The sequence below is a fragment of the Gluconacetobacter aggeris genome, assembly GCF_014174395.1.
In the GTDB taxonomy this organism is placed as follows: domain Bacteria; phylum Pseudomonadota; class Alphaproteobacteria; order Acetobacterales; family Acetobacteraceae; genus Gluconacetobacter; species Gluconacetobacter aggeris.
This window is the reverse complement of record NZ_JABEQD010000008.1, coordinates 62,295-88,580: the sequence shown is the minus strand read 5'-3', so window position 1 is coordinate 88,580 and position 26,286 is coordinate 62,295. Positions and strand designations below refer to the sequence as shown.

At 67.3% G+C, this 26,286-nt stretch carries 27 protein-coding genes; 16 read left to right on the top strand and 11 right to left on the bottom strand.

All coding sequences use genetic code 11. The features are described 5' to 3' along the window. Positions 1–101: 101 nt before the first annotated feature. The 4 genes from HLH36_RS12365 to HLH36_RS12350 all read right to left on the bottom strand — a co-directional run bounded on the left by HLH36_RS12365 (position 102) and on the right by HLH36_RS12350 (position 4,011). Complete coding sequence (locus HLH36_RS12365; RefSeq protein WP_182986667.1) at positions 102–1,073, bottom strand: D-2-hydroxyacid dehydrogenase; 972 nt, start codon at positions 1,071–1,073, stop codon at positions 102–104. 154 nt (positions 1,074–1,227) lie between these two features. Further along, positions 1,228–2,007, bottom strand: a complete 780-nt coding sequence (locus HLH36_RS12360) for an SDR family oxidoreductase (protein WP_182986666.1) — start codon at positions 2,005–2,007, stop codon at positions 1,228–1,230. 24 nt (positions 2,008–2,031) lie between these two features. After that, the gene (locus HLH36_RS12355) at positions 2,032–2,775 is read right to left on the bottom strand and encodes an aspartate/glutamate racemase family protein (RefSeq protein WP_182986665.1); all 744 of its coding nucleotides are present in this window, start codon (positions 2,773–2,775) and stop codon (positions 2,032–2,034) included. Positions 2,776–2,787: 12 nt separating this feature from the next. Beyond that, positions 2,788–4,011 carry a pyridoxal phosphate-dependent aminotransferase gene (locus HLH36_RS12350; RefSeq protein WP_182986664.1) on the bottom strand — a complete coding sequence of 408 codons (1,224 nt, stop codon included), beginning with the start codon at positions 4,009–4,011 and terminating at the stop codon, positions 2,788–2,790. Between the two features lie 237 nt (positions 4,012–4,248). Here HLH36_RS12350 and HLH36_RS12345 point away from each other — a divergent pair, with 237 nt between their 5' ends. After that, entirely contained in the window at positions 4,249–5,601 is a 1,353-nt protein-coding gene (locus HLH36_RS12345; protein WP_220792822.1) for an aspartate aminotransferase family protein, read from the top strand. Between the two features lie 39 nt (positions 5,602–5,640). Here HLH36_RS12345 and HLH36_RS12340 read toward each other — a convergent pair whose 3' ends face one another. Both HLH36_RS12340 and HLH36_RS12335 read right to left on the bottom strand, forming a co-directional pair. Continuing rightward, on the bottom strand, positions 5,641–6,060 hold the full coding sequence (locus HLH36_RS12340) for a DOPA 4,5-dioxygenase family protein (RefSeq protein WP_182986663.1): 420 nt from the start codon (positions 6,058–6,060) through the stop codon (positions 5,641–5,643). Beyond that, entirely contained in the window at positions 6,057–6,719 is a 663-nt protein-coding gene (locus HLH36_RS12335) for an NADPH-dependent F420 reductase (RefSeq protein ID WP_182986662.1), read from the bottom strand. Before HLH36_RS12335 ends, HLH36_RS12340 begins: the two co-directional genes overlap by 4 nt. Positions 6,720–6,922: 203 nt before the next feature. Here HLH36_RS12335 and HLH36_RS12330 point away from each other — a divergent pair, with 203 nt between their 5' ends. After that, positions 6,923–7,504 carry an RcnB family protein gene (locus HLH36_RS12330; protein ID WP_338030449.1) on the top strand — a complete coding sequence of 194 codons (582 nt, stop codon included), beginning with the start codon at positions 6,923–6,925 and terminating at the stop codon, positions 7,502–7,504. On the opposite strand, the gene HLH36_RS12325 is transcribed toward HLH36_RS12330, so the two are convergent. Continuing rightward, the gene (locus HLH36_RS12325; protein ID WP_182986661.1) at positions 7,498–7,773 is read right to left on the bottom strand and encodes a hypothetical protein; all 276 of its coding nucleotides are present in this window, start codon (positions 7,771–7,773) and stop codon (positions 7,498–7,500) included. The two genes, HLH36_RS12330 and HLH36_RS12325, sit on opposite strands and share 7 nt — an antisense overlap. A 193-nt stretch (positions 7,774–7,966) precedes the next feature. On the opposite strand from HLH36_RS12325, the gene HLH36_RS12320 reads away from it, so the two are divergent. Continuing rightward, positions 7,967–8,569, top strand: coding sequence for a nitroreductase family protein (locus HLH36_RS12320; RefSeq protein WP_182986660.1), 603 nt, complete (start codon positions 7,967–7,969; stop codon positions 8,567–8,569). Positions 8,570–8,609: 40 nt separating this feature from the next. On the opposite strand, the gene HLH36_RS12315 is transcribed toward HLH36_RS12320, so the two are convergent. Both HLH36_RS12315 and HLH36_RS12310 read right to left on the bottom strand, forming a co-directional pair. Beyond that, positions 8,610–9,101, bottom strand: coding sequence for a kinase inhibitor (locus HLH36_RS12315; protein ID WP_182986659.1), 492 nt, complete (start codon positions 9,099–9,101; stop codon positions 8,610–8,612). Positions 9,102–9,129: 28 nt separating this feature from the next. Then, positions 9,130–9,351 (bottom strand): hypothetical protein, encoded by a 222-nt coding sequence (locus HLH36_RS12310; RefSeq protein ID WP_182979432.1) that lies wholly within the window; start codon positions 9,349–9,351, stop codon positions 9,130–9,132. Between the two features lie 151 nt (positions 9,352–9,502). Here HLH36_RS12310 and queA point away from each other — a divergent pair, with 151 nt between their 5' ends. Genes queA through HLH36_RS12285 form a run of 5 tightly spaced genes read left to right on the top strand, consistent with a single transcriptional unit; the run spans position 9,503 to position 13,909 of the window. Next, positions 9,503–10,570, top strand: coding sequence for a tRNA preQ1(34) S-adenosylmethionine ribosyltransferase-isomerase QueA (queA, locus tag HLH36_RS12305; RefSeq protein ID WP_182986658.1), 1,068 nt, complete (start codon positions 9,503–9,505; stop codon positions 10,568–10,570). Further along, positions 10,567–11,730, top strand: a complete 1,164-nt coding sequence (tgt, locus tag HLH36_RS12300) for a tRNA guanosine(34) transglycosylase Tgt (protein ID WP_182986657.1) — start codon at positions 10,567–10,569, stop codon at positions 11,728–11,730. The genes queA and tgt overlap by 4 nt, the downstream gene beginning before the upstream one ends. After that, positions 11,730–12,803, top strand: a complete 1,074-nt coding sequence (gene queG, locus HLH36_RS12295; protein ID WP_182986656.1) for a tRNA epoxyqueuosine(34) reductase QueG — start codon at positions 11,730–11,732, stop codon at positions 12,801–12,803. Before tgt ends, queG begins: the two co-directional genes overlap by 1 nt. Continuing rightward, a complete protein-coding gene (locus HLH36_RS12290; RefSeq protein WP_182986655.1) occupies positions 12,800–13,048 on the top strand; it encodes a ribbon-helix-helix domain-containing protein in 249 nt (82 codons plus the stop codon). Before queG ends, HLH36_RS12290 begins: the two co-directional genes overlap by 4 nt. A gap of 33 nt (positions 13,049–13,081) precedes the next feature. Next, a complete protein-coding gene (locus HLH36_RS12285) occupies positions 13,082–13,909 on the top strand; it encodes a TerB family tellurite resistance protein (protein WP_182986654.1) in 828 nt (275 codons plus the stop codon). On the opposite strand, the gene HLH36_RS12280 is transcribed toward HLH36_RS12285, so the two are convergent. Then, positions 13,887–14,999, bottom strand: a complete 1,113-nt coding sequence (locus HLH36_RS12280) for an Mrp/NBP35 family ATP-binding protein (RefSeq protein WP_182986653.1) — start codon at positions 14,997–14,999, stop codon at positions 13,887–13,889. The genes HLH36_RS12285 and HLH36_RS12280 overlap by 23 nt on opposite strands. 206 nt (positions 15,000–15,205) lie before the next feature. Between HLH36_RS12280 and HLH36_RS12275 the strand changes: the two genes are divergently transcribed. The 5 genes from HLH36_RS12275 (at position 15,206) to HLH36_RS12255 (ending at position 21,371) form a co-directional block, all read left to right on the top strand. After that, on the top strand, positions 15,206–16,432 hold the full coding sequence (locus tag HLH36_RS12275; protein ID WP_182986652.1) for an OpgC family protein: 1,227 nt from the start codon (positions 15,206–15,208) through the stop codon (positions 16,430–16,432). Beyond that, positions 16,432–17,106, top strand: coding sequence for an SGNH/GDSL hydrolase family protein (locus tag HLH36_RS12270; protein ID WP_182986651.1), 675 nt, complete (start codon positions 16,432–16,434; stop codon positions 17,104–17,106). Before HLH36_RS12275 ends, HLH36_RS12270 begins: the two co-directional genes overlap by 1 nt. 95 nt (positions 17,107–17,201) lie before the next feature. After that, complete coding sequence (locus tag HLH36_RS12265) at positions 17,202–18,767, top strand: DegQ family serine endoprotease (RefSeq protein WP_182986650.1); 1,566 nt, start codon at positions 17,202–17,204, stop codon at positions 18,765–18,767. 13 nt (positions 18,768–18,780) lie between these two features. After that, positions 18,781–19,887 (top strand): FUSC family protein, encoded by a 1,107-nt coding sequence (locus tag HLH36_RS12260; protein ID WP_182986649.1) that lies wholly within the window; start codon positions 18,781–18,783, stop codon positions 19,885–19,887. A 5-nt stretch (positions 19,888–19,892) separates the two neighbouring features. Beyond that, positions 19,893–21,371 carry a mannitol dehydrogenase family protein gene (locus HLH36_RS12255; RefSeq protein ID WP_182986648.1) on the top strand — a complete coding sequence of 493 codons (1,479 nt, stop codon included), beginning with the start codon at positions 19,893–19,895 and terminating at the stop codon, positions 21,369–21,371. 20 nt (positions 21,372–21,391) lie between these two features. Here the strand turns inward: HLH36_RS12255 and HLH36_RS12250 are convergent, their stop codons facing one another. Further along, positions 21,392–21,925 carry a GNAT family N-acetyltransferase gene (locus tag HLH36_RS12250; RefSeq protein ID WP_246376773.1) on the bottom strand — a complete coding sequence of 178 codons (534 nt, stop codon included), beginning with the start codon at positions 21,923–21,925 and terminating at the stop codon, positions 21,392–21,394. 103 nt (positions 21,926–22,028) lie between these two features. Here HLH36_RS12250 and HLH36_RS12245 point away from each other — a divergent pair, with 103 nt between their 5' ends. From HLH36_RS12245 to mdoH, 3 genes are all read left to right on the top strand, one after another. Then, on the top strand, positions 22,029–22,373 hold the full coding sequence (locus HLH36_RS12245; protein ID WP_182986647.1) for a winged helix-turn-helix domain-containing protein: 345 nt from the start codon (positions 22,029–22,031) through the stop codon (positions 22,371–22,373). Positions 22,374–22,532: 159 nt separating this feature from the next. Then, positions 22,533–24,071, top strand: coding sequence for a glucan biosynthesis protein (locus HLH36_RS12240; protein WP_182986646.1), 1,539 nt, complete (start codon positions 22,533–22,535; stop codon positions 24,069–24,071). Continuing rightward, positions 24,059–26,254, top strand: a complete 2,196-nt coding sequence (gene mdoH / locus HLH36_RS12235; protein ID WP_275943793.1) for a glucans biosynthesis glucosyltransferase MdoH — start codon at positions 24,059–24,061, stop codon at positions 26,252–26,254. The genes HLH36_RS12240 and mdoH overlap by 13 nt, the downstream gene beginning before the upstream one ends. Positions 26,255–26,286 lie beyond the last annotated feature (32 nt).

Here is a 26,286-nt window from a genome sequence, read left to right as displayed (position 1 = left end):
TCTAGGACCTCCCCCGCCGCCATCAGGCGAACCGTTTACAACGCATATCGAGTTTAGGGGGGCGGGCGGCACCGTAAAGCCGAAATCGCCCCTGCCTGTCGTCAGACGATCTGATTCTTCAGCGGGGTACCGGCTTCGAGCGCGCCGATGTTCGTCAGCAGCGTGTCCACGACGTTCCGTTCATAGAACTGCGTCTCGCCCGCCGCGTGCGGCGTCACGACCACATTGTCCATCGACCAGAGGGGGGAGGCGGCGGGCAGCGGCTCCTCGACGAACGTGTCCAGCGCCGCCCCGGCGATCCGCCCGGATTGCAGCGCCTCGATCATGGCGCCCTCGTCGACGACCTTGCCGCGTGCCACGTTGATCAGCACCGCATCGGGGCGCATGGCGGCGAAGGCTTCCGCATTCACCAGCCCGAACGTCTCCTCGGTCAGCGGGCAGGTCAGGATCACCACGTCGGCCTGCGGCAGGGTGGACAGGAAATCCCGGTTCGAGATGATTCGCACCCCCTCTGGCTGCGTTTCGGGGACCGAACGGCGCATCGCGATCACGTTCATGCCGAAGGCCCTGCACAGCCGGGCGACACGGGCCCCGATACCGCCATAGCCGACGATCAGGACGGTTTTGCTGTCCAGTTCCTGCAGCCGGTCCTTCGGGTTGCTGCTGGTCGGGCGCCAATAGGCATTCTTCTGGTCGTCGCGCGCTTCGTACAGCCGGCGCGACAGGTTCAGCAGCAGGCCCAGCGCGTGGTCCGAAACGGCGTTCGCATTCACCCCCTGGGCGCTGCACAGATGCACGCCGCGCTCGCGGAACAGGGCGTGGTCGTAATGGTCGACGCCGGCACTGACCGACTGCACCAGTTTCAGTTTCGGTGCCCAGTCGAGAATATGATTCTTCCAGAGCATGGAAACGACCAGCACCTCGGCATCGGCGACGACCCGCTCGAGATCGGTCAGGTTGTTGACCTGGACACAGGGCGGCGGATTGGGGCGGCGTTCCATCTCGCCCTTCAGATCGTAATGCGCATGCGCGACGCAGACTTCGGGTTGTGCCCCGATCCAGGGTTTCGTCATGATTCACGTCCATCCGTTGCAGGAGAAAAGGAGGGGCCGAAACCCGCCTCCCATGATCATCTCTGTCCTGATGGCCACTATCTTATTTCTGTCTCGGAATGAGAAGGCAAAACGCCTCCCACATATATTCCGTTTTGGAATGTTTGATGCTGTTTCAGAACAGGCCGCGATAGTCGCCCCCGTCCACCAGCAGGCTCTGGGCGGTCATGAAACCCGCCTTGTGCGAGCAGAAGAAGGCAACCGCCGCCGCGATCTCCTCGACATCGCCGAACCGTTTCGCGGGGTTGGCGGCGGCGCGCTCCGCCCAGATACTGTCGTAGCTGCGCCCCGTCATGCGCGACAGGTCATGGACATGGGCGTGCTGCGCCGCCGAATCGATGATGCCCGGCAGGACATTGTTGATCGTGACGTTCCGCGCCACCAACTGGCGCGCCAGGCCCGACGAAAAGGCCACCAGCCCCGATCGCGCGGCATTGGAAAGGCCCATCTCGGCCTGCGGATTCTTCACGCTGCGCGAGACGATGTTGACGATGCGGCCGAAGCCGCGTTCGCTCATGCCGTCCACTGCCAGGCGGATCATTTCGATCGGGGCCAGCATCATCATGTCCACGCCCGCGATCCAGTGCGCCCGGTCCCAGTCGCGGAAATCGCCTGGCGGCATGCCGCCGCCGTTATTCACCAGGATGTCGGGCTGGGGACAGGCGGCGAAGATCCGCTGCCGGTCCTCATCCCGCGTCAGGTCCGCCGCCACGACCGCCGCGTCGCGCCCGGTCCGCACACGCACCAGCGACGCGGTTTCCTCAAGCGCCGTACGGTCGCGCGCCACCAGCGTGACCGCCGCCCCTTCGGTGGCCAGCGTCACGGCGATCGCCCGGCCCATGCCGCGGCTGGCACCGCACACGATCGCGCGGCGCCCCTCCAGTCCCAGATCCATGCCCTGGCTTCCCTTCCCGAAAAATTACAGCCGCGAATAATCGCTGGAAAAGACGCGCGGCCGCATGCCGGCCACGAACCATGTGACCATGGAATAGATGTCATAGACCGGCAGCCCGGTCGCTGCGGCGACGGCGGCGGCATAGGGCGGCATGTTGGTACATTCCAGGACGATGGCGCCAACATCCGGATGCCGGCGCACCAGCGCCCGCGCGGCCTCCACCACGTCGCGCTCCGCCAGGGCGACGTCCATCGTCTCGCTTTCCGCCTTGATCAGGACGCGGAAGAACTCCGCGCCATCCTCGGTGCCCATGACGGGCGTGTCCGCGGGCGCCCCCACGGCGGCAAGGTGGGCCTGCGTAAGCGTCGCGGCGCAGACCGTCACGATGCCTGCCCGCCGGCCGGGCGGCAGTGTCGCGTTGACCCATGGAACCTGCATGAGCGACGATGTCGCGACCGGAACATTCAGGGCGGCGGCCAGTTGCGGCTGCAACAGGGCAAGAAAGCCGCAGTTCGTCGTGATGGCCGACACACCCAGGTCGATCAGGCGCCGCGCGGCGCGGATGAAAGGCTTCAGCCATTCGCGCGGGTCGCCCAGGACGATCCGTTCAGGGGTGGCACCCTCCACGACGCAGAGCTGCACGGGAAAGGGCCAGGTCTCGGCATTGCCCATGTCGCCCGGAATACGCGGGAAGCGTGCTTCCAGCATCAGGATACCGAGTGGTACCCCATATATGGCTCGTCCGCCCCGCGCGATCATGCCCGCCATCTTCCGCCGCTCCTAGCGTTTCAGCAACCGCTCGACGCCCGCTTTCATGCGTTCCAGCGCCTCGTCGATCATTTTGTCCGACGCCGCGTAGGAAAGCCGCAAATATCCCGGACCTCCGAAACAGAATCCCGGCACGGCCGCGACATGGCATTCGTGCAGGAAATACCGGCACAGCGCGGCATCGTCGGTCATATCCTTCCGTTTTAATTCCGGTCTAGCAAGGAGCCCGCGCATGTCCGCGAACGCATAGAATGCCCCGTCGGGCAGTAGGCAATGGACATGCGGGATCGTGTTGAGGCCGGCGACGATCCTGTCCCGGCGGCGGCGGAAGGCGTCGCGCCGTTCCGCTATGATGTCCTGCGGACCGTCCAGGGCCTCGATCGCGGCGATCTGGCTGATCGAGCACGGGTTGGAGGAGCTCTGGCTCTGCACGACCGCCATGGCGGCGATGATGTCCGGCGCGGCGGCGGCATAGCCCACGCGCCAGCCGGTCATCGAATAGGCCTTGGAGACGCCATTGACGATGACCACGCGGGGTTTCATGTCCGGGCAGATGGCGGCCATCGTGGCGAATGGTGCCGAATCATAGAGAACATGTTCATAGATATCGTCGGAGACGACGCCGACGCGGGGGGCCGTGCGCAGCACCTCGGCCAGCGCTGCGAGATGCGCCGCGCCATAGACGGCGCCTGTGGGATTGGACGGGGAATTGAGCAGCAGCCAGCGCGTCCGGGGGGTCAGTGCGGCGGCGAGCTGTTCCGGCGACAGGCGGAAACCGGTTTCCGCCGAGCACGGCACCACGGTCGCCGTGCCGCCGGCCAGCCGGATCATGTCCAGGTAGGTCGTCCAGCACGGAGACGGAACGATCACCTCGTCCCCCGGGTTCAGCGTCGCCATCAGGATGTTGAAAAGCACCTGCTTGGCTCCGGCGCCGACACTGATTTCGTCGCCGGCATAATCCAGGCCGTTCTCGCGCCTGAACTTGCGCCGGATCGCGGCCTTGAGTTCAGCGGTGCCGTCAAGGGCGGTGTAGCGGGTCTGGTTGGTCAATATGGCGCCGATGCCTGCCAGCTTGACATTGTCGGGGGTTGGAAAATCGGGCTCGCCCGCGCTGAGGGAGATGACGTCCCTGTGCGTCTCGGCGAGCTTTCGGGCTTCCGCGCCGATGCGGATAATCTCAGAAACGCCGATGCCGCTCAGCTTCGCGGATCTGGAAAATTCGGTCCAGCGACCCATGCTTGCATTCTTCCGTGTATTTTTCCGGTCATAAATTCGTAGCAGATCGGAAGACGCCGAACGCCGTCGTTTGACTTACTTTTGGTACGGTCATCATTCCATCGGAACGGGTGAAGGCCGCCCGATTCCGGCCGTCGGCGGCGACCGGGGCAGCAGGAGGGAAAAGGGACTGGTCTGGAAAACAAGACCCTTATACCCTCGGATCTCGGGATGAATCGACGATCGGGGCCTCTGCGCATGACTTCCGTGAAACAGGACGAGGCGATGGTCAACGCCTTCGACCCCGGCCGCCTGGCGGACTGCGATGCCGAGACGCGCGGCATGATCGAGCGGCGCATGCGCCTGCTCGGCCCGGCCTATCGCCTGTTCTACGAAAATCCGCTGCGCATCGAACGGGGGTGCGGCACATTCCTCTACGACCAGAACGGCGAGGAATATCTCGACGCCTATAATAATGTCGCCGGCGTCGGACATGCGCATCCGCGTGTCGCGGAGGCGATCGCGGCACAGGCTGCGCGCCTGTGTACGCACACGCGCTACGTGCAGGAACCCATCTTGCGCTATGCGGAGCGGATTCTGCCGAGCTTCGGCGGAACGCTGGCCGATGACGGCCACATCATGTTCACCTGCACCGGTTCGGAAGCCAACGACCTGGCGCTGCGCATCGCGCAGCACCATACGGGCCGGAACGGAATCATCATCACGTCCGAGGCCTATCACGGAAATTCCAGCCTCACGGCCGGGCTTTCACCATCGCTCGGGCGCCGCGCGCCACTGGGCCAATGGGTCCGGCAGGTCCCCACCCCCGATTCCTATCGTCTTCCGCGTGACACGATGGTTTCCTGGTTTCTCGACCACGTGGCGCGCCAGATCGACGATCTGGAACGGCACGGAAACGGGCTCGCCGCGTTCATCTGCGATTCCATCTTTTCCTCAGACGGCATCTACGACGATCCGGTCGACCTGCTGGCGCCGGTGGCCGATCTGGTGCGGAGCCGGGGCGGCGTCTTCATCGCCGACGAGGTCCAGGCCGGATTCGGCCGGACCGGCCAGGGATTCTGGGGCTATCGCCGCCATGGCGTCGATCCCGACATGGTGACGATGGGCAAGCCGATGGGCAATGGCTTTCCCGTCGCGGCTCTTGCCGTCCGCTCCGACATCGTCGCCGGTTTCGGACGCGACAGGCGCTATTTCAATACGTTCGGCGGCAATTCGGTTGCGATCGCCGCCGCCCAGGCCACGCTCGACATCCTGCGGGACGACGCCCTGCCCGAACATGCGGATCGCGTCGGGGACTATATCCGCGCCGGCTTCGCCGCATTGCGGAAACGCTTCCCGGTCATCGGCGATATTCGCGGTGCCGGCCTGTATGTCGGGGTGGAGATGGTCCAGGACCCGGCGAGCAAGGCGCCGGACGGCGTGCTGGCGGCACGCATCGTCAACGGCCTCAGGAACCGGCGCGTCCTGATCTCGGCAACGGGGCTTCACGCCAATACGCTCAAGATCCGTCCGCCGCTGGTGTTCACCACGGCCGATGCGGATCGGCTGCTGCATCACGCCGAAGCCCTTCTCGATGAATTGGCGGGATAAGAAAGCCGGCGAAGGTCGCGCCCGCTATCGTCGGCAGGCTCACGCGCCGCCCGGCCGCGTATTCGCCATCCCGGCTCCATCCGCCTCGGGCGCTTCTTCCGGCAGGCGTTCGGCCAGCAACGCGCGGCGCTCGCCAAGCCAGGCGCTGTCCAGAAGGTGATCCCGGCGCGGAAAGCGCGTATTCGGATGGATCAGCACGCTGAGGCTCCGATGATTGAGCATCAGCCACGGCACCAGGGTCGCAAACAGCGCGGTCTCGAAGGCGATCTGGTACATCGGCAGCGTGTGCGGCCCGACCGGCGCCTCATGCCAGCGGCCCAGCCGCACGGCGAAGCGGTCGGCGATGGCGGCGCGCAGGCGTTCGGCCTCCGCGCGCTCCTCCGCGCCGTCGAAATAGACATGGGCATGATAGCTGGCGATCGTCTCGACCGGTCGGATCGGCTCGGGCATCGGGGTCATCTGGCCTTCCACTGGTCGGTCCGTTCGGGACGGGCCTCGGACAGTGCCTTTTTCACGCCGGCAATGTCCAGGTCGGTGGCATAGACCGGCGTGCCGGGCTGCTGCCGCCAGGATTCGTCCAACCCGCCGGCATCCACCGCGTCGAAGCCGAGATCATGCACCAGGTCCATCACGATCCCCTTGGCGATTGGGTCGTCACCCGCGACGGGCAGGGCGATGCGCCCCGGCGTTCCCGGTGGCTTGCCGTTCTCCAGAAGATGCAGGAAATAGATATTGTTGAACGCCTTGATCACCGGATGCCCGATCGTCCGCGCCACCCAGCGGCTCTCCGGCAGGCCGGCCTCGATCGCCGCGACCATGCCGTCCCGCCGCTGCGGGTCATAGTTCCCGGTATCGACCACCGGCAATGCGGGCGGCACGTCCGCGAACAGGTCGTGGGGCAGATGCGGGACGTTCTTCTCCGGAATCGTCAGCACGATCAGGTCGACGCCCTTCACCGCCTCGCGTGGCGTCACGGCGGCGGCCCCGGTTTCCGCCGCCAGGTCGCCCAGCGTCTCGGGGCCACGGGAATTGGCCACCAGAACGGTATAGCCCAGCGCCGCCAGGCGCCGGGCCAGGGTGCCGCCGATATGGCCGGCGCCGATAATGCCGATTTTCATAGGCGTCTCCCCGGGCTGGCACCCTGCCGCTTTCCTGGAGCTATGAACGCGCCGGGGCCGGGGCAAGGGCCACGGCCGGATTGACGCCGCGTTCACGAAAGATCGTCCTCTTCCGAACATTTTGTAATTCGCCATGCGGGATCGCGTCTGGATTTCGCCACAACTGGCCAACATGATCCCGCCACCTGCAGGAGGAGAGCCAGGTGAAGACAAGACTGATTGCGGCCCTGGTCATGAGCTGCGCGATCGTGGGCGCCTCCGGCGCCTACGCCGATCCGTACGGCCCCGGCTATGACCGTGGCGGCCCGAACGGCCAGGGCGACAATCGCGGCCATGGCGGCGGCCCCGGCTATGACCGTGGCGGCCCGAACGGCCAGGGCGACAATCGCGGCCATGGTGGTGGCCCCGGCTATGACCGTGGCGGCCCGAACAATCAGGGCGACAATCGCGGTTATGGCGGCGGCCCTGGCTATGACCGTGGCCGGCCCGCCAATTATGGCGACAATCGCGGCCGTGGACCCGGCGGGCCCGGGTACGACCGCGGCGGCCCGTGGAATGGCGGCGGCCGCGTCTGGAGACGCGGCGATCGCTATGACGGCCCCCGTTCGGGCATGTGGGCAGTGCAGGACTGGCGGCGCTATCGCGGCCTCTACGCCCCGCCGCCGGGTTATTACTGGGTCCAGTATGGCAATCAGTTCCTGCTCACGGCCGTGGCCACGGGCATCATCGCCAGCGTGATCGCCGGTGCCTACGGCGCAGGGCCCATGGGGCCCGGGCCTTACTGAAACGGCGCGGCGGACGCCTCTCCCAGGGGCCCGTCAGCATGTCCGCATGGGCATGCCTGACATCCTTCATGGGGCGGGCCGCCGCGTGGCCCGGGCAGGATCGCCTGCCCGGCACGGATCAGCGTAAAGGGATTCAGTCGGGCCTGCGCGATCTCCGCGCGCCGGATTGATTCCGCGACCACCGATTGCATGCTGAAACGGGCGGGGCGAATGCCGTCGGCGATCTCCCGCGCGGTCAGGTCCAGCGTCAGGTCCCGCGATTGGGTCATGACGGCATGCCGGCTGGCGCACCCTGCCGGCGCTGCGGCTGCTGCCCGGGAAACGCGTCTGGCAGAACCCGTGCTGGGCCTAGGACGGGGCAAACCGGCGCGATCGCGCGGCGTCCTGCTGGAATCGCTTGGCGTGCGCGACGATTGATGCACACTCGTTCTGGAGTGCATATGCTGAAAGAGGCCGATTACCATGAGTGAATCATCCGGGCGCGTGTCCGAAACGCCCGTCGAGCCGCTGATCCTCGACCGCTGGTCGCCCCGCGCCTTTGTCGCCGCGCCGATTTCCGAGGCGGATCTTCTGGCCCTTCTCGAGGCCGGCCGCTGGGCACCGTCCGCCTATAATTCCCAGCCATGGCGCTTTCTCTATGCCCGTCGGGACACACCCGATTGGGAACGCTTCCTCTCCTGGCTGATCCCGTTCAACCATTCCTGGGCCCAGCACGCCTCGGCGCTGGTCTATGTCGCCTCGCACACCATCACGGCGGGCAAGGCCGAGCCGGTCCCCGCCCCGACCCACGCATTCGATGCCGGCGCGGCGGCCGTGCTGGTGCAGCTCCAGGCCGTCCGCGCGGGTTGGGCGACCCACCCGGTCAGCGGGTTCGACAAGGAGGTCGCGCGCGCGGGCCTGGAACTGCCGGACGATTATGCGTTGAACGCGGCCATCGTCATCGGCCGGCAAGGGCCGGCCGACATCCTGCCCGAAGGGCTGCGCGCCCGCGAAACGCCGTCCGGCCGGCGGCCATTGTCCGAACTGGCCTTCGCAGGACGGTTTCCCGCCCAGACGGGCGCATAGGTCCATGATGCCGGCCGGGTATCCCCGGCCAGCAGGGTTTTCAGGGCTGCCGCCCGAACAGGGCCGTCAGGCTGGCCGATCCCAGCGCATGGCTGTGCAGAAAAAAGCCGACCATCGCGCCGGACGCGTCTATGGGCACGCTCAGCGTCTCGGTATCCAGCGCGTGGACGGTAAAGATATAGCGGTGCGCGGGGCCCGGCGGCGGGGCGGCGCCGCCATAGACGTTGCCGCCGAAATCGGTGCGGGTCATGAACGCGCCGTCCGGCAGGTCGGCATCGCCCGATCCGGCGCCGGCGGGCAGGCTGGTGACGCTGGCGGGAATGTTCACCGCCACCCAATGCCACCAGCCCGAGCCGGTGGGGGCGTCGGGGTCGTACATCGTGACGGCGAAGCTGCGCGTGCCCTCGGGCGCGCCGCTCCATGCCAGCGGCGGCGAGATATTGCCGCCGCGATAGCCCATCCCGTCGAAGACCTGCGCGTCCGGCAGGCGCTCGCCGTCCTTGAAGGCGCGGCTGGTCAGGGTGAATGTCATCTCGGTCTGTCCTTCGTTGGCGGGGACGTTACCAGTTCTTGCTGACCATCCAGAATTCCTCCGACGTCAGGGTAATGACGGCACCGCCGGCGGGGGATTGGGCGGCAGCTTCGGCCAGGGCGGCGATGCGCTGGACCATCAGCGTCTTGCGGACATGGGCTTCGGACGTCTCGTCGCTGCCTTCCAGCACGCTCAGGGCGGATTTGCAGGCGCGGGCGACACGGGCGGCATCAAGCGCGGCATAGGACATGGCTCAGGCTCCGATTTGCAATGTGGGGGCGGGAGGCCCCAGAATGAAAGGCTGCCATTCTGACCGGCGGCGGCGCCACTGTCCAACCGTCGCATCGTGCCGGCGCGTTATGCTGGCCACGCGGCGCCGGATTCCGTAAACGGTGCGTCCGATGAGTGACCAAGTCTCCGATTTCGATTTCGACCTGCCCCCCGCCCTGGTCGCCGAACATCCGGCACGCCCGCGCGATGCCGCGCGCCTGCTGGACATCATGCCGACCGGCCCGTTCCATGACCGGGTGGTACGCGACCTGCCCACGCTGCTGCGGCCGGGCGACCTGCTGGTGGCCAATGACACCGCCGTCATCCCGGCGCAGCTCGACGCAAGGCGGGGCGAAGCACGGATCGGCATCACGCTGGACCGCATCCTGCCGGACGGGACCTGGCACGCGCTGGCCCGCAACGCCCGCCGGCTGCGCGCCGGCGACGTGCTGACCTTTCCGGGTACGCCCAACACCGCCAGCATTGTGTCGCGCGATGACGAGGGCGGGGTGATCCTGCGTTTCGATACCGAGGGCGAGGCCTTCGACGCCTTTCTCCAGAAGGCCGGCGTACTCGCACTGCCGCCCTACATCGACCGCCCCCAAGGACCCACCGAACAGGACCGGCAGGACTACGCCACCATCTTCGCCGCCCATCGCGGTGCCGTCGCCGCCCCCACGGCGGGCCTCCACTTCACCCCCCAGCTTTTGGCGGCGCTGGACGCGGCAGGCGTGGAGCGCTGCACCCTGACCCTGCATGTCGGCGCCGGGACCTTCCTGCCGGTGCGGGGCGACAGCATCGCCGGTCACCGCATGCATGCCGAACGCGGCGTGATCACCGAAGAAACGGCGGAACGCCTCAACCGCACCCGCCGCGCGGGCGGCCGGATCGTCGCCGTCGGCACCACGTCGCTGCGCCTGCTGGAAAGCGCCGCCGACCCCGACGGCACGATCCGGCCCTTCGACGGCGACACCGCGATCTTCATCCGCCCCGGCTACCGCTTCCGGGCGGTGGACCTGCTGATGACCAATTTCCACCTGCCGCGCTCGACCCTGTTCATGCTGGTCTGCGCCTTTGCCGGATATGACAGGATGCGCGACGCCTATGCCCATGCCATCGGCGCGGGATACCGCTTCTATTCCTATGGCGACGCCTGCCTTCTGCATCGCGCGCCGACTCCCGAGGGGACGGGCGCATGAGCACCGCATTCCGCTGGGTCGAGCAGGCCCGCTCCGGCCGGGCGCGGGCCGGGCACCTGCACACCGCCCATGGCACGGTACCGACGCCCACCTTCATGCCCGTGGGCACGGTCGGCACCGTCAAGGCGATGACGATGGACGCCGTGCGCTCCACCGGCGCCGGTATCGTGCTGGGTAACACCTATCACCTCATGTTGCGGCCGGGAGCGGAGCGGGTGCGTGCCCTGGGCGGGCTGCATCGCTTCATGGACTGGCCGGGGCCGATCCTGACCGATTCGGGCGGCTTCCAGGTCATGTCGCTGGGCCCGCTGCGCAAGCTGGACCAGGACGGGGTAACGTTCAGCTCGCATATCGACGGCTCCAAGCACCGGCTGACGCCTGAACGCTCGACCGACATCCAGCACGCGCTGGATGCCACAATCACCATGTGCTTCGACGAATGCCCGGCCCTGCCGGCCGCGCCCGAGGTCATCGCGCAGTCCATGCGGATGTCGATGCGTTGGGCCGCACGCTGCCGCGAAGCCTTCGTGCAGCGCCTCGGTTACGCCCAGTACGGCATCATCCAGGGCGGCACCGAGGCCGAATTGCGGGCCGAAAGCGTGCGCGCCCTGACCGGAATCGGCTTCGAGGGCTATGCCATCGGCGGGCTTGCGGTGGGCGAGGGGCAGGAACTGATGTTCTCCACGCTGGACGCCACCACCCCGCTGATCCCGTGGGACAGCCCGCGTTACCTGATGGGGGTGGGTACGCCAGACGACCTGCTGGGCAGCGTCGAGCGCGGGGTGGACATGTTCGACTGCGTCATGCCCACCAGGGCGGGGCGCACGGCGCGTGCCTATACCGAGCGCGGCACGCTGAACCTGCGCAATGCGCGGCACGCGGTGGATTCGCGCCCGATCTCGCCGCATTGCGACTGCCTGGCCTGCACGCGGCATAGCCGTGCCTATCTGCATCATCTGTTCCGTGCGAACGAGATCCTGGGGCCGATGCTGCTGACCTGGCACAATCTGGCCTATTACCAGCGCCTGATGCGCGGGATCCGGTCGGCGATCGTCGAGGGCTCGCTGGAGGCGCACGCGGCGTGGCTGCGCGCGCAATGGGCGATGGAGGACTGGACCCCGGACGAGATGCCACTGCCCGATATTCCACCGGTTCCCTGATGGAGCACGGCCAGCCGCCCGGCCGAGCTGTCGCGCTACGCGAGGCCATTCGCGACAAGGCGCTGGCGCTGGGCTTCGATGCGGTGGGATTCTGCGAGGCCGCGCTGGGGGATGGCGCCCGGCAGCGTCTGGCTGATTTTCTGGCGGCGGGCCATCATGGCGCGATGGGCTGGCTGGCCGAGCGGGTGGAACAGCGCGGCGATCCGCGCGTTCTGTGGCCCGAGGCCCGGAGCGTGATCGCGCTGGGCCTGTCCTACGCCCCGCCCGGCGACGCGCTGGCGACGACGCGCCTGGCGGACCGGGGGAATATCTCGGTCTATGCCCGTCATCGCGACTATCACGATGTGGTCAAGGGCATGCTTAAGCATCTGGCCCAGTTCGTGGTGGCTCAAGGTGCGCGCGCGGGAGCCGCGCCCGAGGTCAAGGTCTTCGTCGATACCGCACCGGTGATGGAAAAGCCTCTGGCTGAGCAGGCTGGGCTGGGCTGGCAGGGCAAGCACACCAACCTGGTCTCGCGCCGGCATGGAAGCTGGCTGTTCCTGGGTGAAATCTATACCACCCTGGTCCTGCCGGCATCCGATGCTTCGGGTGGCCGATGCGGGTCATGCCAGCGCTGCCTGGAGGCCTGCCCGACCGACGCCTTTCCCGCACCATACCAATTGGATGCGCGGCGCTGCATTTCGTACCTGACGATCGAGAATCCCGGACCGATCCCGGAGCAATTCCGGGTGGCGATGGGGAACCGGATCTACGGTTGTGACGATTGCCTGGCGGTCTGTCCCTGGAACCGCTTTGCCACGGAGTCGCGTCACATGAAGCTGCGGGCGCGCGAGGATCTGACGGCGCCACGCCTGGCTGAGCTGGCGCGTCTGGACGATGCGGGGTTCCGCGCCCTGTTCTCGGGCTCGCCCGTCAAGCGGATCGGCCGGGACCGGTTCGTGCGCAACGTGCTGGTGGCTATTGGCAATTCGGGGTATGCCGCCCTGGAGCCGGTGGCGCGAGACCTGTGTGATGATTCGAACGCCGTGGTAGCCGAGACCGCACGCTGGGCGGTCGGGCGACTGGCCGGATGAGCGGCGGCCTGGTCAAGCGCAGCCTGATTCTGTCCGGGCATCGGACCAGCGTGGCGCTGGAACCCGAATTCTGGGCGGCGCTGGAACGCATGGCACGTGCGCGGGGGCTTGGCCTGCCGGCGCTGATCGCCGGTATTGACACCGCGCGCGATCCGGTGCGGCCTTTGGCGTCCGCGCTGCGGGTCGCAGCGTTGCATGCGGCGCAGGCACGCGCTGATTTGGGGGGGACGCCGCACGCATGCTAGACCATAGGTGGTCCGGACATCTGGGCGGGAAGAATGGCGATCTGGGGTAAATTATTCGGCGGTGTGGCAGGGTTCGCGGTTGGCGGCCCCATGGGCGCCGTGCTGGGCGCGGCGCTTGGTCATGCGGCGGATAACGGATCGATCCTGGAAACGCCCGTCGGCGGCTGGACCGACCGCTGGGGCCCCCGAATGAATGCCGACCCGAATGGGGCAGCCACTTTCGTGGCGGCCAAGCTGGCATCGGTGATGGGCAAGCGCGACCAGCTCTATGGGCTGGTGATGGTCGTGTTATGCGCCAAGGTCGCCAAATGCGACGGGCCGGTGAACCGGGCCGAGATCGACGCCTTTAAGCGCCGGTTTCAGATCCCTGTCGAAAATGCAAGCGATGTGGGCCGCCTGTTCGACCAGGCACGGCAGCGGGTTGATGATTTCGAATCCTTCGCCGTCGAGTTGGGCCGGGCGTTTCACGACAAGCCTGAGATGCTGGAAGAGGCGCTCGCCGTCCTGTTCGGCATCGCCCGCGCCGATCTGGGGCCGGACGAGGCGCTGCATCCAGCGGAAATCCGTTTCCTGCGGCGAGTGCACCAGGCCTTCGGCCTCGGCCCCGGGGCGTGGGACCGTGCCGAATCCGGTGGCGCCCGGCCCGATGTGAGCGAGATCGACGCCTATGCCGTGCTGGGCGTGGCCCGCAATGCGACGGACACCGAAGTGCGCGCGGCCTGGCGTGTCCTGGTGCGCGAACATCATCCCGACGCCATGACGGCCCGAGGTGCCGACGAGGCGGCACTGGAGGCCGCGGCCGGGCGGATCGCGCAGATCAATGCGGCGTGGGACCGGGTTAAGCGCGACCGGAAGCTGTAGCCCGCCTGACCGTCGCAGCCACCGTATGGGCCAGTGCCCGATAGGCTTGGCCGGCGGGGCTGTCGGGGGCCGATATGACGATGGGGGCGCCGGCGTCGGCGCTGGCGCGGATATCGGCCAGAAGCGGGATTTCGCCCAGGAAAGGCACGCCCAGCGCATCGGCCTCCGACCGGGCGCCGCCATGGCCGAACAGGTCGGTGCGGTGGCCGCAGTTCGGGCAGCAGAAATAGGACATGTTCTCGACCACGCCGAGCACGGGGACGTTCATCTTCTCGAACATCGCGATTCCGCGCCGGGCGTCGAGTAGCGCGATATCCTGCGGGGTGGAGACGATGACCGCGCCCGCCAGCGAGACCTTCTGCGCCAGCGTCAGCTGCGCGTCGCCGGTGCCGGGGGGCATGTCCACCACCAGCACGTCCAGCGCGCCCCATTCCACGTCGCCCAGAAGCTGGCCCAGCGCGCCCATCACCATCGGGCCGCGCCAGATCATCGCCTGCCGTTCGTCCACCAGCAGGCCGATGGACATGGCGCGGATACCCCACGCCTCCAGTGGCGCCATGCGGCCCTCGCGGATCTGGGGCGGTTGGTGCAGGCCCATCATGCGCGGCAGGGAAGGGCCGTGGATATCGGCATCGAGCAGGCCGACGCGCAGCCCCTCCATCCCCAGCCCGACGGCCAGGTTCACGGCGGTGGTGGACTTGCCGACGCCGCCCTTACCCGAGGCCACGGCGATGACGGTACGCACCTCCGGCAGGATCGGCCCCTGCGTGGGGCGACTGCCGGGGCCGCCCAGATTCAGCGGCCGGTGGCCGCCACCCGGTGCGGGTGCGGGGGCTGATGCGGGGCGGTGGGCGGTGAGGATCACACTAGCGGCACTGACGCCGGGCAGGGCGCGCAGCGCCTGTTCGGCCGCCGGGAGCAGGGGCTGGATGCGTCCGGCCGCCGCCCGGTCGGTGGCCAGGGCGACATGCAATGTCCCGTCGCGCAACATTGTCGTATCCAGGGCCGCATGGTCCAGGATCGTCGATCCGTCCGCGTCGCGGACCTGACGCAGGATGTCGGTGATCTGCGCCGGCGTGGGTTCCGTCATGGTCAGTCCTTCCCTGGCGGCCGCGTGGGGCGTGGTCGCGTCGTTGCCCGGACATAGGCGAAAACCGTCTGCGCGCAAATCGGAATGGTCGCACGGGCATGTTCGGGGCATATGTAAGAAATCGCAACGGGACTGGAGTGGCGGGCGGTTCCGCTCCATTTGTCGAAAGACGCCGCATGTTGCGGCGGAGAGGAGAACCGGCTGATATGACTGCATCCGGGCCTCGCCCGCAGGTTTCGTCCGGGTCAGGACAAGGGGCGACGGTGTCTGTGAGGCCGTCCGGGAGCCGGCGCGACCATCGGATCGATGCACTGCGCGGCGTCGCGCTGCTGATGATGTTCGTCGACCATATTCCGCAGAACGTGCTGAACCGCTTCACGTTGCGCAATGTCGGCTTTGCCGACGCGGCGGAGATCTTCGTGCTGCTGGCGGGCTATGCCTCGTGGCTGGCCTATGGCCGGAATTTCCAGCGGGTGGGGTTGCGTGCCGGTGTGGGCCGGGTGTGGCGGCGTTGCGCGCGGCTGTATGTTTTCCAGGCCGTCATGGTGGTGGTGACAACGGCGACCATCCGCTACTGGCGTGCCTTCTGGCCGGTGCCGGTCGATTTCCTCGAACCCGAACTGGCGCATGGGCTGAGTTCCTTCTGGCGTGTCATGTTCCTCGACGCCCTGCCCAGCAATCTGAACATTCTGCCGCTCTACATGGTGCTGCTGGGTGTCTTTCCGCTGATCTACCTGCTGATCCGCACGAGCCTGCGGCTGACGCTGGCGCTCAGTGGCGGCCTGTGGCTGTTGATCAATCTCGACCCCTCGATCAATTTCCCCAACTGGCTGGACCCGGACGGGTGGTATTTCGACCCGCTGGCCTGGCAGTTCCTCTTCACTCTGGGGGCCTGCGGCGCCGTGGTGGCGGGGCGGCATGACGGCAGCCTGCCGCGCCGGGGCTGGCTGCGCTGGGCCTGCGGCGTCTATCTGGCGGTTTCCGCGCTGGAGGCCTTTCCCTGGCAGCAATGGGGCCTGCCTGACCTGCGGCCCTTCGCCCTGACTGCGCCGGACAAGAGCGTGCTCGCGCCGCTGCGGCTGCTGGACGTGCTGGCGATCTTCTATCTCGTCCAGTCCTCGCACGGTGTGCGCGGTGCCGCCGAAGGGCGCATCGGGCGGGTCATGGCGCTGTTCGGGCGCCATTCGCTGGAAGTCTTCTCGGTCGGGACGGTGATCGACCTGTATGCCCGGCTGGTCTTTACCTCCTTCGGGTCCGGCTGGATGCTGCAGATCGCGGTGAATGTGATCGGATTCACGATCCTGTGGGGCCTGGCGGCGGTTCTCGACCGGGCCCGTGTCAGGCAGAAACAACTTCAGGCGGGACGCGCTCCGGCGGCTGAGGTGCGCGGCAATCCGGCGCCCGCCGCGACCGTGATGGAAAGAGCCCATTGATGAATGAAGCGACCGATCTTCCGCCCTCTCCTGTCCTGCCGCGCCTGACCGATCGGCTGCGGCGCGGCCAGAAGGTGCATGTGACCCTGTTCGGGTCTTCAACCACCGAAGGGATCGGCGCCAGTAGTCCGGAACATGGATTCGCCGCAGTTTTTGAACGGACTTTCGCCCCTTTCGTGACCGGTGGGCTGACGGTGATCAATCGCGGAATCGGCGGCAATGGCGCGCAGGAGATGCATGATCGGCTGTCCGGCGTGCTGGCCGACGAGGCGGACCTTGTGATGTGGCAGACGGGCAGCAACGACGCCTGGCAGGGCGTGAAGCTGGAAACCTATGAGGACCTGACGCGCCAGGACCTGATGACCACCCGTGGCACGGGGGCCGATCTGGCACTGATCGACCCGCAATATTGCCGCATGCTTGAGGAATGCGCAGCCTTTCCGCCTTTCGTCCCGGCCGTGCACCGCATCGGGGCGGAATTGGGGATCCCGGTCTTTGGGCGCTATGCCCGCATGAAATCCTGGTGCGCGGAACTGGGCATGGAGCGTGACGAATTGTCGCCCGATGGACTGCACATGGGTGACCAAGGCTACCTGCTGCTGGGGGAGGCGGTCGCGCGGTGGCTGGTGGAGCTGACGGGGGCGCCGGTGGGAGCGTTCGCGCATGGCGGGTGATTGCCGGTGGGACGGTCCGCCCTTCCGATTTGGGCGCGATCATGCTCTAGGATAGTCGGATCACGACGACCTGCCTGGTGGAAGCGCTTTACCCCATGTCCCTGCCTGTTCCGGTTTCCCATCGTCCGTTCGCCGCTGTCGGGCTGGCGGCGGCTCTTTCCCTGATCGCGGCGGGGGGTGCCCGGGCTGAACCCGCGATGGTGGCATCCCCGCAAGTTGATGCCGCGCCGTCGATCCGCCTGCCCGCGCCGGGCCGGGGTACCCCTGACAGTTTCGCCGACCTGGCGGCGCGGCTGCTGCCGGCGGTGGTCAATGTCTCGACGACCGAGACGGTCAAGCCGGGGGACGATGAGGGGGATTCGGAGGGCGATGGCGAGGACGCGCCGCAGATCCCGAATTTCCCCGAGGGGTCACCCTTCGAGAAATTCTTCCACGACTTCATGAGCCACCAGAACGGCCCCGAGGCCGCGCCGCGCAAGATGCAGGCCCTGGGATCGGGCTTCATCATCGATGCGTCGGGGATCGTTGTCACCAACAACCACGTCATCCGGCATGCGGACCAGATCACGGTGACGCTCCAGGACAATACCGTGCTCAAGGCCAGGCTGCTGGGCCATGACGACCGGACCGACCTCGCGGTACTGAAGGTCGAGACGCCTCACCCGCTGCCGGCCGTGTCCTTCGGCGACAGCGATCATGCGCGGGTTGGCGACTGGGTGTTGGCGATCGGCAACCCGTTCGGCCTGTCGGGCACGGTGACGGCGGGCATCATCTCGTCGCGTGGCCGCAATATCGAGCAGGGGCCGTATGACGATTTCATCCAGACCGATGCGCCGATCAACAAGGGCAATTCGGGTGGCCCGCTGTTCGACATGCAGGGGCAGGTGATCGGGATCAATACCGCGATCTATTCGCCGTCCGGCGGGTCGATCGGCATCGGGTTTTCGATCCCCTCGGCCGAGGCGCGGGGAATCATCGATCAGCTGCGCCGCACCGGCAAGGTCTCGCGCGGCTGGATCGGCGTGCGGATTCAGGACGTGACGCAGGATATCGCCGATGGGCTGGGGCTGAAGGCCGCGCACGGCGCGCTGATCGCCGGTGTCGAGGCCAAGGGGCCGGCCGCCGCCGCCAAATTGCAGGTCGGTGACGTGATCCAGACGCTGAACGGCAAGGATATCGACGGTCGCGCCCTGCCGCGCCTGATGGCCGATACCGCCCCCGGACAGGTGGTGAAGCTGGGCGTCTGGCGGCATGGCCAGGAGGTGACGGCCTCGGTCACGGTCGGTGCGTTGCCGGAAGACCCCAAGGAAGCGCCGGCACCCAAGCCTGATACGAAGGCGCAGGGCAGCGTGCAGCTTCAGGGGCTGGGCCTGACCGTGGGGGCAATCGACGACGTCGCCCGTCAGAAATTCAACCTGCTCGAAGGGCAGAAGGGCGTGGTCGTGACCAGCGTGGCACAGGACGGCGCGGCGGCCGACCGTGGTTTGCGCGCCGGAGATGTGATCACGCAGGTCCAGCAGGCGGAGGTTGCCACACCCGCTGACCTGCGGCGCCTGGTCGATGCGGCGCGGGCGAAGCACCGGCGGTCGATCCTGTTCCTGGTCCAGAACGGCGACGGTCTGCGTTGGGTGCCCCTGTCGCTGGCGGACGATACGAAATAAATTCCGTGGCCGAATGATGGAGCATGACGCCAGGACGGCGGGCGCACCGGCCGCGCCGCCGCCCGCGCGCTGGGCGGCGATTCGCCGGCTGCTGGAGCCAAGGGGGGCCGAGATCCGCCAGGCGGCGCGCTTACTGGTGTCCGTTCTGCTGTCGGATCTTCTGGCGCGGGCGGTGCATCTGCATGAGCCGGTGTGGTCGGTGATCACCTCGGTCATCGTCACGCAGAGCCGCATCACCCAGACCCTGACCACCGGGCGCGACCAGATCGTGGGCACGCTGGTGGGCGCGGGGGCGGGCTTGTTCGCCATCTTGCTGGTCCAGACCGGGACGATGCCGGGCTGGCTGGCCTTCTGGCTGGCGCTGACACCGCTGGCGCTGCTGGCGGCGGCGCGGCCGAACCTGCGCTTTGCCGCCGTGACGCTGATGATTGTCCTGCTGTTTCCCATCAGCGGCGACCCGTTCCTGCGGCCGCTGGACAGGATTGCCTCGATCCTGATCGGCGTCGTGACCTCGCTGGTGGTCACGATGTTCGTGCTGCACGATGGGGCGCGGGGTGATGTGCTGACCGCCTCGGGTCGGCTGATCGCCGATATCGCGGATTTGCTGGATCGGGCGCTGCGCGGCGAACTGGACCATGACACGATCGAGACGATCGACGAGGCCTGCCGCACCCATCTGCAGGAAATCTACGGCGCGGTGGCCGAAACCCGGGTGGAGGGGCTGCGCGTCCTGCGCCGGCGGCCCGATCCACTGCTGGATGTTCTGCCGGGGCTGCTGCGGCGCCTCCGTGGCAGCGCCGTCTTCGCCGCCCGGGCGGCGACCGAAGCCGGGGAATTGCCGACCGTGGATGCCGCGCTGGATGCCGAACGCCGGGCGCTGGCACGCGTGTTGTCGCAGCTTTCCCGCCGCTGCGCCCGCGCGGCGCGCGGGCGCCGGCTGATCGCGCGGGAGGATGCGGCGACGGTACTGGCCGTGCTGCACCCGCCAGGCCCGCACTGGAGCCCGCCCATGCAGTTTACGTTGGGGATGCTGCATGACGATCTGGAGCGCGCGGTTCGGGCGGTCTGGTCTGATGGTGCGGCGCTTCCATATCCAGAGGCGAACAAAAACGGAGGGTAGACGCCATGCTGAACCGGACGATTCTGAAGGCTCTTCCGGCTGGTGTATCCGCCCCGGCCTATGATCCGGCTACCATCGGAACCGGCATCGTGCATTTCGGCGTTGGCAATTTCTTCCGCGCGCACGAGGCCTTCTACGTTGATCGCTGCCTGGCGCTGGCGGGACAGCAAGGGTGGGGCATTGTCGGTGTCGGCCTGACGGCGGGTGGACGTTCCGAACGCAAGGCCGAACAGTTCGCGGCGCAGGATTGTCTCTATTCCCTGACCGAAGCCGCCCCGGACGGTGGGCGCGCGGTGCGGGTGATCGGTGCCCTGCGTGGGTACCTGCTGGCCCCTGCCGACCCGAAGGCGGTGCTGGACCTGCTGGCCGACCCGTCGGTGCGCATTGTCAGCATGACGATCACCGAGGGTGGCTACAATATCGACGAGACGACGGGGGAATTTCGCCTGGATCATGCTGCGGTGCGGACCGATCTGGCCAGCAGTGCCCCGACGACGATCTTCGGCTATGTTGTCGAGGCTCTGGCCCGGCGCCGGGCCGCCGGGGTGGGGCCGTTCACCGTGCTCTCCTGCGACAATCTGCGCCATAATGGGGATGTCGCGCGGACGGCATTCCTGGGTTTTGCCAGGGCGCGCGATCCGGACCTCGCTGCCTGGATCGAGGCGCATGTCTCCTTCCCCAACGGCATGGTCGATCGCATCACGCCGTCGGTGGATGATGCGACTGCCGGTGCGCTGAATGCCGCCAGCGGGCTGGACGACGCGTTGCCGCTGGTGACCGAGGATTTCACCCAATGGGTGGTGGAGGACCGGTTCTGCGCCGGCCGGCCGGCGCTGGAAGAGGCTGGCGTCCAGTTCGTCACCGATGTGACCGGTTATGAGCACGTGAAGGTGCGGATGCTGAACGCGTCGCATATCCTGCTGGCCTTTCCCGGTATCCTGCTGGGCTATCGCCAGGTGGATGAGGCGCTGCGCGACCCCGATCTGGCGCGGCTCGTCAATGCCTATCTGGAACTGGATGTGATTCCGCGTCTGGACGCGCCGCCGGGACTGGACCCGCAGGATTATCGGCGTAGCGTGCTGCGGCGCTTTTCCAACCCGGCGATGGCGGATCAACTGCTGCGGATCGGCGGCGATGGATCGTCCAAGATCCAGGTTTTCTGGACCGAGACGGTAAGGTGTGTGCTGTCAGATGGTGGAGATCTGCGGCGTATCGCCTTCGGCATCGCCGCCTATCTGGAAGCGCTACGTGGGGCGGACGAAACGGGCGTGCCATACACGCCCACCGAACCGACGCTGGACGCCACGCAACTGGAACTGGCGGAGGCCGAAGATTTGGGGGCGGCCCTGGCCCTTCCCGCCTTCGATGGCTGGCGCGATATTCAGTCTCCCGCGCTGACCGACGCCATCGTCACCGCGCGTCGGGCCATTCGTGACATCGGTGTGCGGGCGGCGCTGGTGCAGTATGGCGGCCTGCCGGACTGATGGCTTTGCCGGGCGCTGTGTCAGGCGGGATGTACCGCGCGGATCATCAATCGCGCCTTGGAGTCATAGCTGGCCAGGATCGTGGCGGTCTCGGGCAGGTCGATCGGGGTGAAGCCGACCCGCAACCAGTAGGCTCCGGCGCTGCCGGTGGCGATCAGCGCGATCCGGGACAGGCCGGCCTGTCCCGCGCGCTGGGCCAGGATCGCCAGCGCGGCGCTGGGGGCGCCCCGGCCCCTGGCACCGGGCAGCAGCGCGATATCATGCAGGTACCAGCAATCCGGACGTGTCGGCAGCACGCCCAGCGCGCAATCCAGCGCCGGCGGGGCGGTGGCGCACCAGGGATGGCTGAGGACATAGCCCTCGGGCCCCGTGCCGCCATCGAGGACCAGGCAGCCTGAGGGGCATAGCGCCAGTCGCTCGGTAAAGACCGCCGCATCCTCGGGATAGGCGGGATGCACCTGTGCCGCGATATTGAGCACGGCGGGCAGGTCGTCCGGGCGCATGGCGCGCCAGCTTGCCTGGCGGGGCCCGAGTGGAGAGGGGGCGGTTGGCATGGGCGGTAAAAACGCTCTCGACAGGCAGGCGACAACTCCAGCATAGCATGCGGCGCGCGGGCGGATAGCGTCGGGAATATATCGAGATTGGGGACGGTGCGGGATGGAGGATACGCGTCTGACGGTGCGGATCGACGCGCATGACGCGCCGTTGCTGGGTCATGGCAAGATCCGCCTGCTGGAAGCCATCGGTGCAAGCGGCTCGATTTCCGGCGCCGCGCGGGCGATGGGCATGTCCTACCGGCGCGCGTGGCTGCTGGTCGAAGCCATGAACGCGGCCTTCGTCGAGCCGCTGGTCGCGACCCGTCCGGGCGGGGGCGGCGGTGCCGAACTGTCGCCGGCGGGGGCTGAAATCCTGCGCCTGTATCGTGAGGTCGAGGAACGGGCGGCACAGGCGGCCCTGCCGGCCCTGCGGGAACTGGCCGCGCGCCTCGCGCCGCGCTGGTGATGCCGTGTTTGGGAATTGTAACGGCGCGCCGCAATATGGCCACAGGCCTTTGTCATAATTAAAAGATTGCCTGTATGGCAGGAAAGTGCCGGCGCCGTGGCGTCCGGTGGCAGATCATAGACGGATGGCGCCGCGGGGTGCGGCGTCCGGGGAGTTGGGATGTTAAGACGCGATCTCGTGAAGACCGGGGCGGGTGTGTCGCTGCTGTCGCTGCTGGGGGCAGGCGCACGCGCGGCCCATGCCGACGCGCCGGGCGCCCCCGCGCCGACCGGGGCCTTCGATGCCAGCACGGTGCGGCGGATCGCCGAACGCCTGTCGCGCAGCGCCTATCGCGCGCCCGACCAGACGCTGCCTTCGGCGATCGATTCGCTGAATTTCGACCAGTACCGCTCGATCGCCTATCGCGAGGATCAGGCGCTGTGGCACGGCCAGAATCTGGCCTTCGACGTGGAATTCTTCCCGCGCGGTTTTCTCTACCGTCCGCGCATCGAGATCTATGAAGTCGCGGACGGCAAATCGTCGCCGGTGCCCTATAGTCCCGACCTGTTCACTTATGGCGACCCGAAGCTGAAGGTCGCGGATAATGTGGGCTTTGCCGGGCTGCGGCTGCGTTATGCGATCAACACGCCGGGCGTGATGGAGGAATTCTGCGTCTTTCTCGGCGCGTCCTATTTCCGCGCGGTGGCGAAGGGACAGAATTACGGTCTGTCGGCGCGGGGTTTCGCCGATGGGACGGGTAATCCGAAGGGCGAGGAATTCGCGCTGTTCCGCGCTTTCTGGCTGGAGAAGCCGCAGCCGGGCGTCGATTCCGTGGTCGTGCATGCGCTGCTGGACAGCCCGTCGGTCGCGGGGGCCTTCAGCTTCACCATCCGTCCGGGTGACATGACCGTCTTTGACGTCCAATCCTATGTGTATCCGCGCACGAAGATCGACGAGCCGGGCATCGCGCCGCTGACGGGCATGTTCTATTTCGACGCCAACGACCGTAATCATGTCGATGACTGGCGCCCCGCCGCGCATGACAGCGAGGCGCTGTCGATCTGGACCGGCAGCGGCCAGCAATTGTGGCGGCCGCTGCGCAATCCGCGCGACCTGCAATTCTCGGCTTTTTCGGACAATTCGGTGCGCGGCTTCGGCCTGATGCAGCGCAAGCGTGCCTTCGCCGATTTCGAGGATCTGGCGCTGAATTACGAAAAGCGTCCGTCGCTGTGGATCGAGCCGATCGGTGACTGGGGCGCCGGCGCGGTCGATCTGGTGGAAATCCCGACGCCGAACGAGGTGAACGACAATATCGTCTCGTTCTGGCGCCCGGGCGGCGGGCTGGCGGCGGGCAAGGAATATGCCTTTACCTATCGCATGTACTGGGGGTGGGATACGCCCTGGCCGACCCGGCTGGCGCGGATTGCCGCCACCCGCGTGGGCGCGGTGACCGACGACCCGGCCGCGCGGTTCTTCGCGATCGATTTCAGCGGCGCACCGTTCGACAATCTGCCGCCCGATGCCAGGTTCCATCTCGTGCCCAGCAGTTCGGCCGGCACGATCCGCAATGTTGTGGTCGAGCCTGATCCGGCCATCCATGGCTGGCGCACGACATTCGAATTCGCGCCCGGTGATGCCAAGATCGCCGAGCTGACCTGTGTTCTGGCCAATGATGCGGGACCGGTATCCGAGCAATGGACCTATCGATGGACACCTTAGGAGAAAGCGCGCGGACGGGCGCGGACGGCGGGTTCGGGCGTGGACCGGGCGGCGGCGGCTTTCGTGCCCTGCCTGACGAATCCCCGATGGAGATGGTGGCACAATCGCTGTCGGCGTTGCCCCTGACGCATGGCCGGCCGCGTACGCCGGTAACTGAACCTTCGCTGATAGCGCTGCGGCGGCTGGCGGTGATCGGTTCGGCCACCCTGCTGACGGCTTATGGCGCCTACGAGATGAACCGGGTGCTGAACTCGGCGGGCTATTCGGTGCTGGGCGTGGTCGTGCTGGTGCTGTTCGTGCTGCTGTTTCAGTGGATTGCGCTGGCCTTTACCTCCGCCCTGGGCGGTTTCGTGTCGCTGTTGCGGCACGGCGGACTGGGGTTGGGGATTGCGCGGGAGGGGGCGCTGCCTTCGCTGTCCAGCCGTACCGCCCTGCTGATGCCGACCTATAATGAAAGCCCGGGGCGGGTGATGGCCGGGCTGCGCGCCATGTATGACAGCCTGGCGGCGACGGGCCGGCTGGAATCGTTCGATTTCTTTATCCTGTCCGACACCACCAATCCTGATGTGTGGGTCGAGGAAGAGGCCGCGTTTCTGGCCCTGCGGGCCGCGACGGGTGGAGATGCGCGCATTTTCTACCGTCGGCGACCGGTGAATACCGAGCGCAAGGCGGGCAACATTGCCGAATGGGTGCGCCGCTTCGGCGGGGCCTACGCGCAGATGCTCACGCTGGATGCCGACAGCCTGATGGCGGGCGCAACGGTGGTGCGCATCGTTGCCGCGATGGAGCGCCATCCGGGTGTGGGCCTGATCCAGACCCTGCCGGAAATCGTCAACGGCACCACGCTGTTCGCGCGCATGCAGCAATTCGCGGGCCGGGTCTATGGACCGCTGATCGCCCACGGCATTGCCTGGTGGCACGGCGCGGAGGGCAATTACTGGGGGCATAATGCGGTGATCCGCACCCGTGCCTTCGCCGAGCAGGCCGGCCTGCCGCACCTGCCGGGGCGCAAGCCCTTCGGCGGCCATATCCTCAGCCACGATTTTGTCGAAGCCGCGCTGATGCGCCGGGGTGGCTGGGCCATCCACATGGTGCCGGGCCTGTCTGGTTCGTACGAGGAGAGCCCGCCCTCGCTGACCGACATCGCGATCCGCGACCGTCGCTGGTGCCAGGGCAATCTGCAGCATGCCAAGGTAGTGGGAACGCGCGGCCTGAACTGGGTCAGCCGGATGCATATGCTGATGGGCATCGGCTCCTACGTCACCTCGCCGATGTGGCTGCTGTTCCTGCTCGCGGGTATCCTGATTTCGCTGCAGTCCCGCTTCGAGAAGCCGGAATATTTCGGCGATACCAAATCCCTGTATCCGAACTGGCCGCACGTCGATCCCCAACAGGCGAAATACGTGTTCATCGTCACCATGGGAATCCTGCTGGCGCCCAAGCTGTTGGCCTATGTGGCGCTGCTGTTCGATCCGGCGGCGCGCCGGGGCTGCGGCGGTGCGGTGCGGGCGGCGCTGTCGGTGCTGGTCGAGACGCTGATCGGCGGCCTGGTCGCGCCGGTGGCGATGCTGATCCAGACCTCTGGCGTGCTGTCGATCCTGCTGGGGCGGGATTCGGGTTGGAATGCGCAGCGGCGTGACGATGGCGGGGTGCCGTTCATGGAGACGGTGCGGGGCTACTGGGTCTATACGCTGTTCGGCCTGGTTCTGGGCGGATGTGCGTGGAGCGTGTCGATCCCGCTGTTCCTGTGGATGATGCCGGTGCTGCTGGGGCTGGTCTTTGCCATCCCGCTGGCGGCTGCGACCAGCAGCCGCGATGCGGGACAGGCATTGAGGCGAGCCAGGCTGCTGCTGATCCCCGAGGAAACGTCGCCGCCGGACATCCTGCGCCGCGCCGCCGCCGCCAATGCCGCCCGGCCGGAGGCCGAGGGGGGCGAGGCGATCCATCTGCTGCTGGCCGACCCGGCGCTGATGGCGGCGCACCGCGCGATGCTGCCGCCGCCGCGACGGCCCGGCGACCCGATCAATCCCGATCTGCTGGTGGGTTTGCTGAAACTGGCGGAAAGCCCCGATGCCGACAGCGCCGCTTCGCGATTGGGGCGGACGGAAAAGGCTGCGGTGCTGGGCAGTGCGGATGGTCTGGCGCGGCTTGATGCCCTGCGGGGCAGTGGGCTGCGCGCCTGAATGACGGGGCAGGATGCGCCAGCGTCCTGCCC